This window comes from Shewanella sp. TB7-MNA-CIBAN-0143 (genome assembly GCF_040310065.1).
GTDB lineage: Bacteria > Pseudomonadota > Gammaproteobacteria > Enterobacterales > Shewanellaceae > Shewanella.
Window position 1 is genome coordinate 75408 of sequence record NZ_JBEOPL010000022.1, and the last position, 15999, is coordinate 91406.

Here is a 15999-nt window from a genome sequence, read left to right on the forward strand (position 1 = left end):
TGGTTTACACTCTATTGCTATCCATAAAGCACATAAAGGATTTTACACACAATGTCTCGCCTAATCGAGCAACTCTCTTTGCGCATTCGTATCTCCGTTAAACGACCAAAATCGACTAACCACAATATCGCTATGATTAACTCAACATTGGGTAGGTTAGCAGGATCATTGATAGGATTAATAGTTGTTGCTAGACCAGCTTATGCAGCAGCAACCGATATAACACCATTGCCACAAGCGGTAACCAACAACGCAATAGCGTTGGTGCAAAGCGATAAACACACTTACTTGTTGAGCTTTATGGGGCTAGGTAAAGCTAAAGATTATCAAGCTGTACATAACAAGGCATGGGCACTAAGTTTAAACACCCCTAATGCCCAATGGCAAACTATTAAGCCGGTACCTCATGTTGCGCCTTTAGCGGGCAGGCTGGCATCGATTGCGATTGGCATTAACGATAAGGCGTATGTGTTTGGCGGTTATACCGTGGCCGACAATCATGACGAAATTAGCACAATTGATAATTACCAATACTCGATTAAGACCAATCAATATACTCGTATTGCCGACATGCCAGTGGCTGTTGATGACACCACTGCAGTAGCATATCAACAGCGTTACATCTATTTATTTGGCGGCTGGCACAACGACGGCAACGTCAATTTAGTCCAAGTGTATGACACCCAGACCAACACTTGGGCTCAAGCGAGCCCAATACCAGCACCGGCTGTATTTGGTCAAGCAGTAGGAATGGTAGGTAGTCAGCTGGTGTTATGCGACGGCGTAAAAGTACAAGCTAATATCAACGCGCGCCGCAGTTACCAAGCATCACCCGTGTGTTTGTATGGTGAGGTCAATCCAGATAACCATTTGCGAATTGATTGGCAATTACTGCCGCATTACTCTGTCGCGGCTAATATCAACGCAAGTAAATCTACAATAACTGAATCAAACGTAAACCAAGCAATAGCAAACACTGCCAAATCAAACACAGCTGCAACTGCTACGGCTCATTACCGCATGGCTGCTACCGGGATTAAAACAGCAACTGGTGGCCAAATTGTATTTTTAGGCGGAAGTGATAATCCGTATAACTATTCAGGTATTGGTTATAACGGTGAACCTAGCGAACCAAACTCCTATGGTTATCGATTCGACTTGGCTACCAAGCAGTGGCTCGCACCGCAGACACTATCGCAGCCAAGCATGGATCACCGTGGGTTAGTGTGTTGGCAAGATAGCTTATTAAGAGTCGGCGGTATGCTACAGCAACAAAAAGTCAGTTCAAAAGTACTGCTAAGCACTTTGGCGCAAGGCGAGTCTTGTACTCAATAACGTATCAATTTTCGATTAATGTGTGAGTTAGCTAACAGATTAGTGGTGAATAAATTGAGCATTGTTAAAGATGCACATAAAATACATGTAAATTATGTGCACCTTTGGAATTGCCATGTTAACCGAACAAGCAGCACCCGCATTACAGCACTTATCATTAATTGATTTGATAGATCATATTGAAGCGACTCATCATCAATACATTCGTGAAACCGCCCCATTATTAGTGGAATACACAGATAAAATGGTTCGCGCACACGGTGATGATCACAGCGAAATAAAGCCTCTGGCGCATGCGGTTAATGAGTTAATTGCCGAATTAATGCCGCACTTAATGAAAGAAGAACGCATTTTATTTCCGGCGATTAAATCGCTCAGCTTAGGCAAAACTGTTGATGGATGCTTTGGTCATATTAGTAATCCTATCAACATGATGTTGCATGAACACGATAACGCAGACCACATGTTGCAAACCATTCGAAACTTAACCAATAACTACACGCCACCTGCAGGTGTTTGCCATACGTGGCAAGCGTGTTATCACACCTTGGCTGAATTTGATGCCGATTTGCAAATCCATATAGAGATTGAAAACACTTTATTATTCCCAAAAGCTTTAGCACTATAATCCTCCTAGGTTCCCCATTTTGAAGCAATTTCGAGATCATCCTTACGGATTTGCTTCCTTTTTTTTGCGAAACTTCATACAGTACATAATGAGTTTACCGTACTTCAATATGGAGCCTAAATGTCACCTCATCATTACCCAACCTTTGCCCTAGACGACATAGCAAACTTACATGAATCTGCCCAAGTTGAATTTAAGTTAGCAGGTGGAAGAGATGGTAATGGAATGTTGCCCGAAGGCATGTGGGAAAGCTATAGTGCTTTTGCTAACACCTTAGGCGGGGAAATTATTTTAGGGGTAAAAGAACAACAAGGTGAGTTTACGATTGAGGGCATTATTAATCCGATGCCAATGCTCAGTGAAATTTGGGCCATTTTACATGACCCGAAAAAAATCAGTCACAATATTTTAGCGCCTACCGACGTACAAATAATCGAAATTATAGCTAAAAAGCTGATCAGAATTCATGTGCCCTGCGTGGATGTAAAACTCAGGCCCATCTATGTTGGCACCGATCCTTACAGTGGCACCTATTTTCGAGTTGGCGATGCCGATATGCATGCTAGCCGTGAGCAAGTTGAACAAATGAGCCTAAAAGCCGGAATCGATCTCAAGCTAAAGCAACTGAAGCAGTAAATCCAATTGGTTAATCTCGATATGCGGTAATACCGGTTGCGCCTTTTTATGCCGTTGCTGCATACAGGGGTTTAGCCACACACTTTGACACCCCGCCATTTTAGCTCCAGCAATGTCAGACAACGGATGATCGCCCACATGCAATAACGCCGACGGCTTAATATCTAATTGACGACAAGCAAGGCTAAACATGTCGGCGGCAGGTTTCATTTTAACCCCATGGCCAGGATGTAGCACAAACTGCATCACCTTACCTAACCCAATGCGCTGGGTGTCGACATTACCATTAGTGATGCCGATTAGTGGGTACCGTTGGCTTAGACGTTCTAGTAATCCCAGCACGTTATCATCAATAGTAAAATCACTGCGATGATGATGAAAGCATGTCATGCCATCTTGTGCACCTTGGCTGGCTTCAGTCTCACTATAACCAAAGTGCAAAAGACCTTGGTGCAACATGGCATAGCGTGCTGCACTGGTATCATGAGCTAACTCTGGATGTAGTTTGAACAGTGCATGTTTGAGTTGCTGCCATTGAGCGGTATCCCATGCAGTGGTGGCAGGATAGGCTTGATTAATTAACGAGAACAGCTGCTCACTGGCATGTATTACATAAGGAAGATTATTGTAAAGTGTATCGTCTAAATCAAAACTAATCGCGCTAAAAGGTTGTAGGCGCTGATATTGGATCATCGAAGCTTTAGGCAATTGCAAAGTCATTATTTCCCCCTGTCTTTTTTCGCTCTTGGATGCGCGTTATCGTACACTTTAGCAAGGTGTTGAAAATCTAAACTGGTGTAAATTTGTGTAGTCGATAAGTTCGCATGACCAAGTAATTCTTGTACTGCACGTAAATCTTGGCTTGATTCAAGCATATGGGTTGCAAACGAATGACGCAACTTATGTGGGTGAACTTTTACCGCCATGGCCTGTTCTTGGCCCCACTTAGCCATACGCGCTTGAATACTGCGATGTGACAATCGTTTACCTTGGCTGCTAACAAATAACGCATCACCAGCTTCTGCACAAGGTAACTGGTTACGGCAATCCAACCACGTTTTGATCGCGGTTAATGCCACTTGGCCAATGGGCACAACACGCTGTTTACTGCCCTTACCCATCACTTTAACTTCGCTTTGATCAAACTTAATGTCAACGCAATCTAAGCTGGCTAACTCCGCTAAACGTAAGCCACTTGAATAAAATAATTCCATAATGGCTTTATCACGCAAGCTCAAAGGATCATCACCTTCTATGGACAATAAATGGCTGACAGCATCCACATCCATATTTTTCGGTAAGGGTTTATTTTGTTTAGGTGCGCTTAACGTCTGTGCCGGGTTTACGGTGACAGCATCTTCGCGCAGCAAAAAATCAAAAAATTGTTTTAAGGCAGATAAACACAAAGATAATGAACGGGGACTCAGCCCTTTACGGTGTAATGTAGCCAGTACTGCTTGCAGCTGATCACGGCTAACGTCAATCAGCTGAATTGATTCAGCTAACATGTCTTCGACACGACGTAATTCAAACAGATAGTTGCGTACGGTATAAGCAGAGAGCTGTCTTTCTGAAGACAAATGTTGGCTAAATATCGCTTGCCAGTCAGTTGGCTTCATCAAGATACTCCCAGATTGTAACGACTAAGACCGTCGTCATTTGAGCCTATTTCATCGCTCAAGAATACTCGTTTAAAACAGTTACAAACGATTGACGTAATCCGTGTATTCTCAACAATACTCTTAGCTTAACGATTACATTTTCGGCAACATATGATCTAATAAACGACGCAACTGACTGAATAACAATGAGTCCATATCAGGATGGAAATGCGTTGGGTCTTTACTGGCTATAGCAAATATCACTTGGCCATTTTCATCAGATAATTTAGTTAATGCCACAGAACCAACTTCACTACCAAACAAACGTTTAGATTCTGATTGAGTTAACCGGCCAAAATAATAACCACTTTGAACCCGATGACGCCAAATTTTAGCTAATTCGCTGTCGATATCGTGCACAGTAATTAACCTGACATGACTAAAGCCAAACTCGTTTTTTAATCCTTCTGACAACACTAAACGCAGCTCACCCAAATCTTGGCTCGCAAGCATTTTAAACGACAACTCAGTATTATATTTGAATATTCTCTCATTATGAGTGGCGATATTCATTAACGAGGTAATTTCTTCTTCTAGCTGGCTAACACGTTGACGCAACAATTCTTGTCGACGTTCAACTAATGATACCGCGCCACGTTCCGCATGCGGTATACGCATGGCCACTAATAACTCAGGATAACGATTAAAAAAGTCAGGATTATCCAATAAGTATTCGCGGATCAACATTTCATCAAACGGAGCTTGTTGTAGGCTAGCCATCATGTCGATGCCAAGATCTTGTCCAATTGAATTAATATCTTTTGCTTGTTCGCTGCTAACCGTATTGTCAGCGGCCACATTAGTCACACTGGCTTTTGAGGTAATGTCACTCATAGTTGTATTTGTCCATCATATACATGTTCTGCCGGTCCGGTCATCCATAACGGCTTACCCTCGCCTTCCCAATTTATGATTAAGCTACCACCTGGTAAATCGACTCTCACCTGTTGATCGAGCTTATCTTGCAATTGCCCAACCGCTGCCGCGGCACATGCACCTGTACCGCATGCTAAGGTTTCTGCGGCGCCGCGCTCATACACACGTAACTTAATGTGCCCAGGATTAATCACTTGCATAAAGCCAACATTCACGCCTTTAGGAAAGCGCTCATGACGAGTCAAGCTACTGCCAATTTCATCTACGTTAACGGCTTGTACGTCTTCCACTTCAATCACACAATGTGGATTACCCATTGAAATGGCACCGCATAAATAAGTTTGCATCGGCGTTTGCAATAAATAGGTTTTTTCGCTTTTTTTAGCTTTAAATGGAATTTGGCTTGGCTCGATAACGGGAACGCCCATATTAACGGTCACGTTACCATCGCGCTCAATGCGTAAAGTTATTTTACCCGAATTAGTGCTCACGCGAATTTTATTCTTTTGCGTTAAACCTTTATTGCGAACAAAACGAGCAAAACAGCGAGCACCATTGCCACACTGTTCAACTTCACTGCCATCGGCATTAAAAATACGATAATGGAAATCTAAATCTGGATCATAAGGCGGCTCAACCAACAAAAGTTGATCAAAACCAATCCCAAAATTCCGATCGGCAAGACGGCGAATTTGTTCAGGCGAAAAAAACACATTTTGTGTTACGCCATCAACGACCATAAAGTCATTACCCAGTCCGTGCATCTTAGTGAAATGGATCACAAAAGTTTCCTTATAAAACGTTATGCCGCTAGCTTACTGCCTATGGCAATAAATGTTCGCCTTGCCAAAGTTGCTCTAGCGTTTCACGCTGACGAACAACAAAATCATTACCACCATCAACCATAATTTCAGCCACTCTTGGGCGAGAATTATAATTTGAGGCCATCGCAAAACCGTAAGCGCCACTTGAGCGTATCGCTAATAAGTCGCCTGATTTAACCGCTAACTGTCTGTCTTTACCCAGAAAGTCACCCGTTTCGCATACTGGACCTACAATATCATAAGCAAAGGTTGGCGCATCATTTTGTTGTACCGGAATAATATTTTGCCATGCGCTATACAGCGATGGGCGAATAAGATCATTCATTGCACCATCAACAATGGCAAAACGCTTATCACTATTTTCTTTCAGATAAAGCACTTGAGTGACGAAAATCCCTGCATTGGCAGCAATGGCACGACCTGGTTCAAAAATTAACTTCAATTTACGGCCATTTAAGCGATCAAGTAATGCGGCAGCATAAACGTCTGGATGTGGTGGAGTTTCATTGTTATATGTTACCCCTAAGCCGCCACCCACATCAAAATGTTCAATTTGAATGCCTAACTCGCCTAAGCGATCGATCAATGCAAGCATACGGTCCATAGCATCTAAAAATGGCTTTATTTCGGTGAGCTGTGAACCAATATGGCAATCCACACCTTTAACATGTAAATGGGTTAATTCTGCTGCACGGGCAAACACCACTTCGGCTTCTTCCATGGCAATGCCAAATTTATTTTCTTTAAGACCGGTCGAAATATATGGATGAGTACCCGCATCAACATCTGGATTAATCCGCAGTGAAACAGGTGCCACTTTATCTAAGCGCCTCGCGACGTCATTAAGTTGTTCAAGTTCGGCACTCGACTCGACATTAAAACAGTAAATGCCAATATTCAGGGCTTGTTCCATTTCAGCAACGGTTTTGCCCACACCAGAGAAAACCACTTTTTTAGGATCGCCGCCAGCTTGCAGCACACGCGAGAGTTCACCGCCAGAGACAATATCAAAACCACTGCCTAAGCGAGCCAATACATTTAATACCGCAAGGTTTGAATTCGCCTTCACTGCATAACAAATAAGATGCGGATGGTCAGCAACGGCATTATTAAAAGCATGCCAATGGCGCTCTAATGTGGCACGAGAATAAATGTACAACGGCGTACCGTGAGTGTTGGCCAGTTTTGCTACATCGCAGTCTTCTGCGAATAGTGAATTATTTTGATATGAAAAGTAATCCAAAATGCGGTCCCTTATAAATGCTATTCTTGTTGTGAAGTTGAAGGTTGAGAGTCGAGTTCCTCAGTTTGCTTTAGCACATCAGTGCTAGCAGGTTTTGGGGCGACTTTATTGGCCACCGGCTCGGGAGTTTTGTATAAAACGCCTTTTTGACCACATGCGGTTACGAATAGGCTAGCAAGCATAATAAATAAAAGCAGTCTCATTTTTTTCAACATCTGTGCATCTAGTGAATAATGGTCTTATAATCGCATTCATAACGCAGAAAGCAAAGGATAGAAATACATGGCTATTACAGATACTGAGTTTCATCGATTAGCCGATGAAATGTTTGGCGAAATAGAGAACGCGGTAGAAAAAGCGATTGACGAGCAAGATGCCGATGTTGATATCAACGCCAGTGGCAATGTTTTACAGCTGGCTTTTGAAGACAGTTCGCAAATCGTCATCAATAAACAAGAGCCTCTTCATGAAATTTGGCTGGCGACAAAATCAGGTGGTTATCACTTTAATTACAAAGATGGTAAATGGTTAGATACCCGTAATGGATTGGAATTTATGTCTTTTGTGATTGATGCCATCAATAAACAAAGTGGCATTTTGCTCGAGATAAACGCATAAACCTCGTAAGAACTTAGTGTGTGATAGCACTAAGTGAGTCATTAAATTGTCATTGAGATTGGGCTTTTGCTTAAAATGCTGAGCCCATCTCATCTACTGACAAACCAAAAGGTATTACCGTTAACTTGCCTTCAATATCCACAAGCTGAAAAAACTGCGGCATATTAAACACAGGGGATCGTTGCTTTTGCTCGTCGAATACATACAAATGACTTTCTTTGGCAACAAAATCATTAATACTAGTGTGTTGGTATTGTAAATGTTCAAGCTGATTATGCTCGTCTGCAATGAACACATCGAGCGTTTGAAGACGTTCGCGTAAAAAATACTGCTTCGCCCCCATGGCGATGAACTTTTGGATCACCGATGGCGCATTCAAATGGGAATGGTCAGCTAAATCAGCATACGGCAACACAGACGAATTAAGATTTTCTGTACCTGTTGTGGAATCAATTTTACGATACATCATACCTAATGAATTGAAATGCATGCTATAATGTTGATCGCCTATCGTTATCGGATGCATCAATGTATTTGTCTGATTGACCTTTTTCATTAAACCATAACAACGTAACAGTAAGGTTTTAAGTTGATTAAAAATCGGTTGTTTTAATTTTGCCGAGCAGCTAATAATTGATAAATCGACTTGCTCATTTGAACGTTTTAGTCCCAAAATAATAAATGAAATCGCTTCGAGCAATGCGGTTTGCCCATTAAAACGATGACTCTGCCATTCTCCCCAACTGTTTAAACAAACAACCGCCACCGATGACAACATACTAATTTTTGTCTGGCCGAAGGATAGAATGTTGGCATTAACATGTTCCAACATCAGTTCTTGTTCATTCAATTGAGTGGTCGGATCTTTATCCATATTGGTAATCAACACAATTTTTTGATAGCACCATGGTTCGCATAAATCACGTTTATAAACCGTTGGTACATTGTGCATAACAGGGATAAGTTTACGCGTTAGGTAACTTAATTTATCAGTCCGCCTTTTACCTCGTCCAACTTGAAACCATTTAGTCTCTACCGTTGCGAGTCCATTCAACACTGACCAGGCAACTAAACTGCATATATTATCCGCATCGTGAATGGGATGATTATCGAACTCATTTCCTTGATTGTGCACAACAGCTTGAGACGGATCCTGTTCAATATAAGCTTGACGATATAAATAAAAACGTGATGCTTGCTTGCAATGAAAGATAGTCAACGATTTTTCAGCAGTCGATAAACTCCACAAGCGGTTCAGAGGCTGTAATAAATGTTCATCTTCACTAAAATAAGTGTGTAATTTACGCGCCAACAAGCCTAATTCTTCAACCCGCATACGTTCGCTTAGCGTTTGTTTTGAAGCAAATTTTAATAGATTCTTATAACTGACTAATAACAGTTCACTAAGTTGCTGATTGAACCATTTTAACTGACCTGCATGCCAATGAGGGCTATTATCCAATGTGGCCACCAACTCATGACTCCATGTCCACTGCTTAACCAGAGAGCTAATTTTTTCTACCCGCCAGTCCGCTGCACTATGAGGTGATAAACACGATAACGTGACACCCGATTTTAAGTAAAAACAACGCCTGACAATTTCTAAACGATTGTCATCACCTTGAGCAACCAAGTAGGCTTCAATACGCTGATAAAGCAGTAAGTAAGCATCGTTATCAACACTAAAATCTTGTTGTTCACAATATTGCCAAAGTTGTTGGGTAATCAGTGTTGTATGGGGGTATTCCGAGGCATAAGTTTCCAGCAACAACACTTTTAATAATGCTTTATGAGGCTTATTAAGCCCCTTATACAGTTGCCATAATGAGGCGCCAAAATATTCTGCCGCTGGCAAAGAATTGATATCGCCAAGATAAAGTAAATTGACATCAGACTCTGTATTTTGACTGTCGGCATCGGGCCACCAAGCAACAACTTTACCTGTGAGCCGAATGTGAGAACGGTAAAACTCTTCTAATAATAGCCAGTGCTGGCTACTGCCACTATGCTCTAATCCTACTGGCTGACAATTATCAAATGCGCTGCATTCTCTAAATTGCATCGGATGCACCAGATAAAAGTTCACTTCAAACTCAAAACCTGCAAACCAGTCACTGATGAGTTTATTCTTATATTCAATTAATTTAAGCTGCTCTTGAGTCAATTGACTATTGTAAACCAGCCATATATCGACATCACTTTGTGGGTTCTGCCCAAAACTAGCGGTGCTTCCCATGGCATATACGCCTTCAAAAACACAATCACTTGGCTGGTTCGTCTCAGGAATAGATAAAGATAAGAAATCACATGCTGAAATTATCGCATCTGATAAAATAAAACCGTGGACACCACACGGTGTGTCAGGATCAATAATACCGGGAACATCAATTTGATTATGGTGTATTAGGAAGGGAATAAGATGAAATAAATGTTGCTGCAAATTAGTAAGTACATTAAGTGCTCGAGCTAATCTGGTGCAATTTAGTTTTTCAGCTAAATCCTTTTGATAATGTGCCGTTTTATCGGTCAAGGCTGACTTCCTTTTTCTTTCTCTAATGCAATTATCTGGTAACTACTCATTTAAAAGACTAACCGTTAATGGCCATTATTGCCAATCAAGATCACACTTTTGCTTAAATAGTGATCGTCGCAACATTTGTTTTTGTTTAACTCGTCACTAACAAACAATAGTAATCAAAAATAAGCCCTACACACTTCAAACAATTACCATCGATTTGTTACATCAAAGCTTGAGCGATGATAGCATTACCTTAATGAGGCTATCTGATGGATCTACTACCATGTCTGAAAATATAATTCGTATCGCAACACGTAAAAGTCCACTTGCAATGTGGCAAGCTGAATTTGTTAAAGCTGAGCTTGAGCGTATTCATCCTGGACTAACCGTTGAGTTATTACCAATGAGTACTAAAGGTGATGTCATTTTAGATACTCCTTTAGCTAAAATCGGTGGCAAAGGCCTGTTTGTTAAAGAGCTGGAAGTTGCCATGCTTGAAAATCGTGCCGATATTGCAGTGCACTCCATGAAAGACTTACCGGTAGAGTTTCCAGAAGGTTTAGGTTTACAAGTTATATGTGAACGTGAAGACCCGCGTGATGCATTTGTGTCTAACAGTTATAAATCTATCAGCGAATTGCCACAAGGCGCGGTGGTAGGTACATCCAGTTTACGCCGTCAGTGCCAAATTAGAGCTGCTCGTCCTGATTTAGTTATCAAAGATTTACGCGGAAATGTCGGTACCCGTTTAGCCAAGCTAGACAGCGGTGATTATGATGCAATTATTCTAGCAGCCGCCGGATTAATTCGTTTAAAGCTAAAGGAACGTATCGCTAACTTTATTTCTGCCGAAGAATCACTGCCTGCTAATGGCCAAGGTGCCGTAGGAATTGAGTGCCGTACTGATGATGTGCGCGTTAAAACGTTATTAGCACCACTTGAACATTTGGAAACCCGTTATAGAGTACTTGCTGAGAGAGCAATGAATACTCGTTTAGAAGGCGGATGCCAAGTCCCTATCGGTGCTTTTGCTGAAATAAACGGTGATAACTTAACTCTACGAGGTTTAGTTGGTAATCCTGATGGCAGCCAAATAATTGTAGGTACTGTCTCCGGCTCTAAAACCGATGCGGTTGCACTTGGGGAGTCACTTGCAGAGGATTTACTGAGTCGCGGTGCTAAAACTATTTTAGATGCCGTGTATGCCAGTTAATCTTGTGTCATCAAGATAACAGACCATGAAAGTCTTGTTAACGCGCCCACAAGGGCGCAATCAAGCAATGGAAGAGCAACTCTCGCTGCGAGACGTTGCTTATCTTGTTACTCCGCTATTATCGGTTGTAGAAACCACAGAACAACTCGATCCTATCCACTTAAATAACACTGACAACTTACTATTTATTAGCACTAATTCAGTGGACTTTGCTGCGCAAAAATTACAACAACAATTTCCGACTCATTGTCGTTATTTTGCAGTAGGTCAAGCTACGGCAGATAGCCTAGCTCAATACAATATCAATGCTTTTACCTCACCTGAAGACAATCAAGATAGTGAAGGTTTATTATCGCTAGCTCAATTACAGAATGTCGATAAACAATCATTTATCATTGTTCGGGGTTTAGGCGGACGAGAAACACTTGCGGAGCAGTTACGACTGCGAGGCGCCAATGTTAACTATTGGCAAGTCTATCAACGAGCCATACCAAAACTTGATGCTAAAGCGATAACTCAGCAGTGGGAATCGTTTGGAATTGACACCATCGTTGTCACCAGCGGTGAAATATTATCCAACTTAGTTGAGCTTGTACCAAAAGAATTATTTGCATGGCTACGTGCATGTCATATTATAGTCCCCAGTAATCGCGTCGAATTACAAGCAAAAGCAATGGGCTTAAGCCACATTACCAATGCAAATGGAGCAAATACTCAAGCTATACTAGCGAGTCTTGCGTTATAATTTGTTATTGTATTGTTATCTTGCATCGACACGCATTTATTAATATTGCTTTTATTGGTTGTATTTTTGCTTTCAAGGACTGTTCATGGAAAACAATAAAAAAGATCCAAACTCGCCAGCTGACAAGGATGAGAAAGTTATTTCTCCTGCACCAACTCCTGTAGAAAAGCCGACACAGACCAAAAAAGGCAATGCAACCAGCCAAAAATCTGCTGACAGCAAAACCAATAATAACCAGGCAAACTCCTCTGCTAATTCACCTGTAAATAATAGTCGACGCAAAGCGAAACCTAGTTCTTGGTGGATCCGTCTTGGAGTACTGTTCAGTTTACTCGTAGCAATAGTGGCTATTGCAGCTTGTTATTGGCTGTATTTGCAACTGGATCAACAAAGTAATGGCCAAACTCAGTTAGGGCAAAATATCTCTGAGCAAGTAACCCAAAATAAATCGTTAAAATATGAATTACAGCAAACGGCAATGGCAACGAATAAACGCATTGGCACGTTAGAGCAACAACAACTGAATGATACCAAAGCTTATGCGAAATTAGCCCAACTGCAGCAGTCGAATAAACAATTGCAAGAGCGTGTTGCGGTGATTGCACAGCGCAGTCCTAACCATTGGATGGCATCAGAAGCTGAATACCTTGTACGCATGGCGGGTAGAAAACTGTGGTTAGAAAACGATCCACAAACCGCTATTGGTTTACTACAATCGGCAGATGAACGCATAAGTGCGATGAAAGATCCTGCATTAACAGTATTACGCAAAGCGTTAGCAGATGACATCACCAAAGTTAAAGCATTAAAAACGACTGACATCACCAATACTATCTTTGACTTAGATACCCTTATTGATGGCTTAACACAATTACCATTAAATCGTGTTGATGAAAATTTTGCTGACAATAAAAGCACTCAACAAGTAACTGATTCAATTGATGACTGGCAACAGAATTTGGCCCGAACTTGGCACGATTTAACTGATGGATTCATCACTATCCGTAAACGGACTACTGATCTAGAACCACTATTATCACCTGAGCAGCAATGGTATTTGGTCGAAAATATTCGCAACAAATTATTGCAAGCACAATTAGCATTGTACCGATTTGATCAACTGAATTATCAACAATCTATTTCATTAGCAGACAAGTGGTTACAACAGTATTTTGACTTAAGTGATCCAAAGACCAAAACAATGATTGCGTCTTTAGATAAGCTTGCCAAAGTTAACATCGAGAAGATTACCCTCAATAAATTTCAAGCATCGCCACTACTGCAGCAACTGGTTATCTATGGTGAAATTATGCCTACTGGGGAGCCTACGCAATGATTAAGACGCTAGTTTATGTTGTTCTCATTTTAATTGGACTGTGTCTTAGTCCACTCATTATTGGGCAAAGCGGTTACATTTACATCGCGATGGGTGACTATCAGATAGAAACCAGCTTAGTGACAGGTGTTGTTGGCTTAATTGTGTTTTATTTTGCGCTGCAATTACTCGAATGGTTAATCATCTTGTTATTAAATATCGTATTAAGTAGCCGATATCTTCCTGAGCAATGGCGAAGAAAAGCCGCTAAAAAACATACGTTAATCGGCGCTTTAGCGTTGGCAGAAGAAGATTGGTCAGCAGCAGAAAAAGCCATGGCAAAAGGGGCTGAAAAAGGTGAAATTCCGGTATTAAATCTATTTGCAGCAGCTAGAGCGGCACACTATCAAGGTGATATTACAGCTCGCGATCATTATTTAACTCAAGCTGAGAAAAACCCAATTGCAAAAACAGCGGTTTATACTTCGCGTACCCGTTATTTAATGAAACAAGGTGAACTGATTAAGGCCCGTGCAATATTAGATAAGCTGAATCCTACAAGCAAAAGTAGCTCCCCAGTGCTTAAATTGGCACAAGAATTATATCAACAACAACACGATTGGCAGGCATTGAAGTTGTTGTTACCAATTCTTAAAAAGCGTCAATTATTAGCTGAAACAGAGTTCAACCAATTAAATACTAAGACCAACAGTATTTTAATGATCAATGCAGCAAAAGTATCTGAAGCTGAGTTAACTAAATGTTGGCATTGGTTAAATAAGTCAGAACGTAAAGAGGATGAACTTATATTAGCTTATGCTCATGGACTTATTCAGTATGGTCATAAAGATCAAGCGCTAAAGTTAATTAATAAACAACTCAATGCTTCGCCATCAGCAGCGTTATTTACAGCAATACCTGATTTAATTACCGCTCAAGATCAAGATATACGTAAATTACTCAGTAAATTAGAAACCACTCATGAAAATGATGCTGACTATCAAATGTGCCTTGCAAAACTAGCGATTCAGAGTCGGGATACTAAACAAGCCAAAATTCATTGGCAAAATGTATGTCGCATAGCACCAACCCATCAATCATGGCTGGCTTTAGCCCAAGCACAAGAACAGTTAGGCGAAAATTCGACAGCGGCTCATAGCTATCGCAATGCAGCTAATATTCTGTAAACAATAAGTATTATTTTTGTACACACCCAAAGCCTGTAATCTTGCAGGCTTTTTTGTCATCAATTTGTTCATTTTATGTTATATCTGCCGATATAATGGTGGCAGAGCTAATCCGTAATTGTGAACTTTTTATGACGGAGAAACATGTGGTATCAGTTTATGCTCTATGGTATTTATCTATTTTGTAACTCTATTTTCAATAATATATTTAACGTTGGTACAACGTCAAAAAATTGACTACTTTAGCAGCGGATGATATTATTAACATATTGTGTCTAAATTAATTTTAATGTTAATACTAGTATTTAATTAAGCATATATTATGCATATTAATGTATTGGTATTATAAGTGTATTAAAGCTGTTGGGAGCTTCAAATGGGATCAATGACTACGTCAAAAAATGGAATACTTTCTGCTTCGGAAGGTTCAGTAACAATAACGATTAACAATGAAACTAAGGAACTACAACTCGGTCAAGTTGTGCCGACTGGTGCAATAGTTGCCAGCAGTAATAACCTTGGTTTCGTGATTACGTTTGATGACGGCACTATTTTTAATAGCGCTAACATTCCTAATGACGAATCGATTAATACATTAGCCGATAACATCGATGATACCGTTGTTGAACAAGTAGCAGATCAACAAGCTTTAGATGAAATCGAAGCTTTACAGGCATTGATTGCGTCTGGAGAAGACCCAACTGCAGATTTACCAGAAACCGCGGCTGGCACCCCAACGGCCAACCAAGGTGATTTTGGTTATGTTGCTGTAACAAGAGATGGTGACGAAACACTTGCGGATTCTGGCTACGACACAACCGGACAAGCTGCTGCCCCAACAGCAGTCATTCAAGAAGAAGCTCTTACTGAAAATGATTCCCCATCAGTATTATTAAATGACACTATTACAGTCGGCGAAGATCAAGTTGCTTCTGGCAATGTGTTAGCTAATGACACCGATGCCGACACAGATTTAAGCGTCGTGACATTTGAAGTTGACGGCCAGACCTATCCTGCAGGCACTGAAGTCACGCTTGAGGGTGGTGTGCTAATCATCAATGAAGATGGCTCTTATACCTTCACTCCGAATGAAAATTGGAACGGTACCGTTCCTGTTATTACTTACACCACCAATACTGGTGTTACCGCTACATTAACTATTGAAATCACCCCAGTTGATGATGCGTCCGTTTTGGTCAA

General features: G+C 41.0%; 16 protein-coding genes. 9 read left to right on the plus strand and 7 right to left on the minus strand.

The genetic code is table 11. The features are described from left to right. The first annotated feature begins 51 nt into the window (after positions 1-51). From AAEY97_RS17035 to AAEY97_RS17045, 3 genes are all read left to right on the plus strand, one after another. Positions 52-1335 carry a Kelch repeat-containing protein gene (locus AAEY97_RS17035; protein ID WP_351000280.1) on the plus strand — a complete coding sequence of 428 codons (1284 nt, stop codon included), beginning with the start codon at positions 52-54 and terminating at the stop codon, positions 1333-1335. Positions 1336-1450: 115 nt separating this feature from the next. Next, positions 1451-1963, plus strand: a complete 513-nt coding sequence (locus AAEY97_RS17040) for a hemerythrin domain-containing protein (RefSeq protein ID WP_502959470.1) — start codon at positions 1451-1453, stop codon at positions 1961-1963. Positions 1964-2083: 120 nt separating this feature from the next. Further along, a complete protein-coding gene (locus AAEY97_RS17045; protein WP_351000283.1) occupies positions 2084-2599 on the plus strand; it encodes an AlbA family DNA-binding domain-containing protein in 516 nt (171 codons plus the stop codon). Here the strand turns inward: AAEY97_RS17045 and AAEY97_RS17050 are convergent. From AAEY97_RS17050 to lptM, 6 genes are all read right to left on the minus strand, one after another. Continuing rightward, positions 2579-3319 (minus strand): HAD-IA family hydrolase, encoded by a 741-nt coding sequence (locus AAEY97_RS17050; protein ID WP_182744822.1) that lies wholly within the window; start codon positions 3317-3319, stop codon positions 2579-2581. The genes AAEY97_RS17045 and AAEY97_RS17050 overlap by 21 nt on opposite strands. Further along, the gene (gene xerC, locus AAEY97_RS17055) at positions 3319-4218 is read right to left on the minus strand and encodes a tyrosine recombinase XerC (protein WP_351000286.1); all 900 of its coding nucleotides are present in this window, start codon (positions 4216-4218) and stop codon (positions 3319-3321) included. Before xerC ends, AAEY97_RS17050 begins: the two co-directional genes overlap by 1 nt. A 135-nt stretch (positions 4219-4353) precedes the next feature. Continuing rightward, positions 4354-4980 carry a DUF484 family protein gene (locus tag AAEY97_RS17060; RefSeq protein WP_351000306.1) on the minus strand — a complete coding sequence of 209 codons (627 nt, stop codon included), beginning with the start codon at positions 4978-4980 and terminating at the stop codon, positions 4354-4356. 110 nt (positions 4981-5090) lie between these two features. Next, positions 5091-5918 (minus strand): diaminopimelate epimerase, encoded by an 828-nt coding sequence (dapF, locus tag AAEY97_RS17065; protein WP_351000289.1) that lies wholly within the window; start codon positions 5916-5918, stop codon positions 5091-5093. Positions 5919-5958: 40 nt separating this feature from the next. Further along, positions 5959-7203 carry a diaminopimelate decarboxylase gene (gene lysA, locus AAEY97_RS17070; protein ID WP_182744823.1) on the minus strand — a complete coding sequence of 415 codons (1245 nt, stop codon included), beginning with the start codon at positions 7201-7203 and terminating at the stop codon, positions 5959-5961. 20 nt (positions 7204-7223) lie between these two features. Next, positions 7224-7418 (minus strand): LPS translocon maturation chaperone LptM, encoded by a 195-nt coding sequence (lptM, locus tag AAEY97_RS17075; RefSeq protein ID WP_101086281.1) that lies wholly within the window; start codon positions 7416-7418, stop codon positions 7224-7226. A 67-nt stretch (positions 7419-7485) separates the two neighbouring features. Here lptM and cyaY point away from each other — a divergent pair, with 67 nt between their 5' ends. Continuing rightward, positions 7486-7821 carry an iron donor protein CyaY gene (gene cyaY / locus AAEY97_RS17080; RefSeq protein WP_101086282.1) on the plus strand — a complete coding sequence of 112 codons (336 nt, stop codon included), beginning with the start codon at positions 7486-7488 and terminating at the stop codon, positions 7819-7821. Positions 7822-7891: 70 nt separating this feature from the next. Here cyaY and AAEY97_RS17085 read toward each other — a convergent pair whose 3' ends face one another. After that, entirely contained in the window at positions 7892-10351 is a 2460-nt protein-coding gene (locus tag AAEY97_RS17085) for a class I adenylate cyclase (RefSeq protein ID WP_351000293.1), read from the minus strand. Between the two features lie 271 nt (positions 10352-10622). Between AAEY97_RS17085 and hemC the strand changes: the two genes are divergently transcribed. The 5 genes from hemC to AAEY97_RS17110 form a co-directional block, all read left to right on the plus strand. After that, a complete protein-coding gene (gene hemC, locus AAEY97_RS17090; RefSeq protein WP_162022194.1) occupies positions 10623-11552 on the plus strand; it encodes a hydroxymethylbilane synthase in 930 nt (309 codons plus the stop codon). A 25-nt stretch (positions 11553-11577) separates the two neighbouring features. Further along, positions 11578-12297 carry a uroporphyrinogen-III synthase gene (locus AAEY97_RS17095; protein ID WP_101086285.1) on the plus strand — a complete coding sequence of 240 codons (720 nt, stop codon included), beginning with the start codon at positions 11578-11580 and terminating at the stop codon, positions 12295-12297. Positions 12298-12382: 85 nt separating this feature from the next. Then, the gene (locus AAEY97_RS17100; RefSeq protein ID WP_351000298.1) at positions 12383-13633 is read left to right on the plus strand and encodes a uroporphyrinogen-III C-methyltransferase; all 1251 of its coding nucleotides are present in this window, start codon (positions 12383-12385) and stop codon (positions 13631-13633) included. Continuing rightward, positions 13630-14799 (plus strand): heme biosynthesis HemY N-terminal domain-containing protein, encoded by a 1170-nt coding sequence (locus AAEY97_RS17105; RefSeq protein WP_335692990.1) that lies wholly within the window; start codon positions 13630-13632, stop codon positions 14797-14799. The genes AAEY97_RS17100 and AAEY97_RS17105 overlap by 4 nt, the downstream gene beginning before the upstream one ends. Positions 14800-15175: 376 nt before the next feature. Then, positions 15176-15999: retention module-containing protein (locus tag AAEY97_RS17110; RefSeq protein ID WP_351000302.1), on the plus strand; the 824-nt coding region annotated here is incomplete at its 3' end.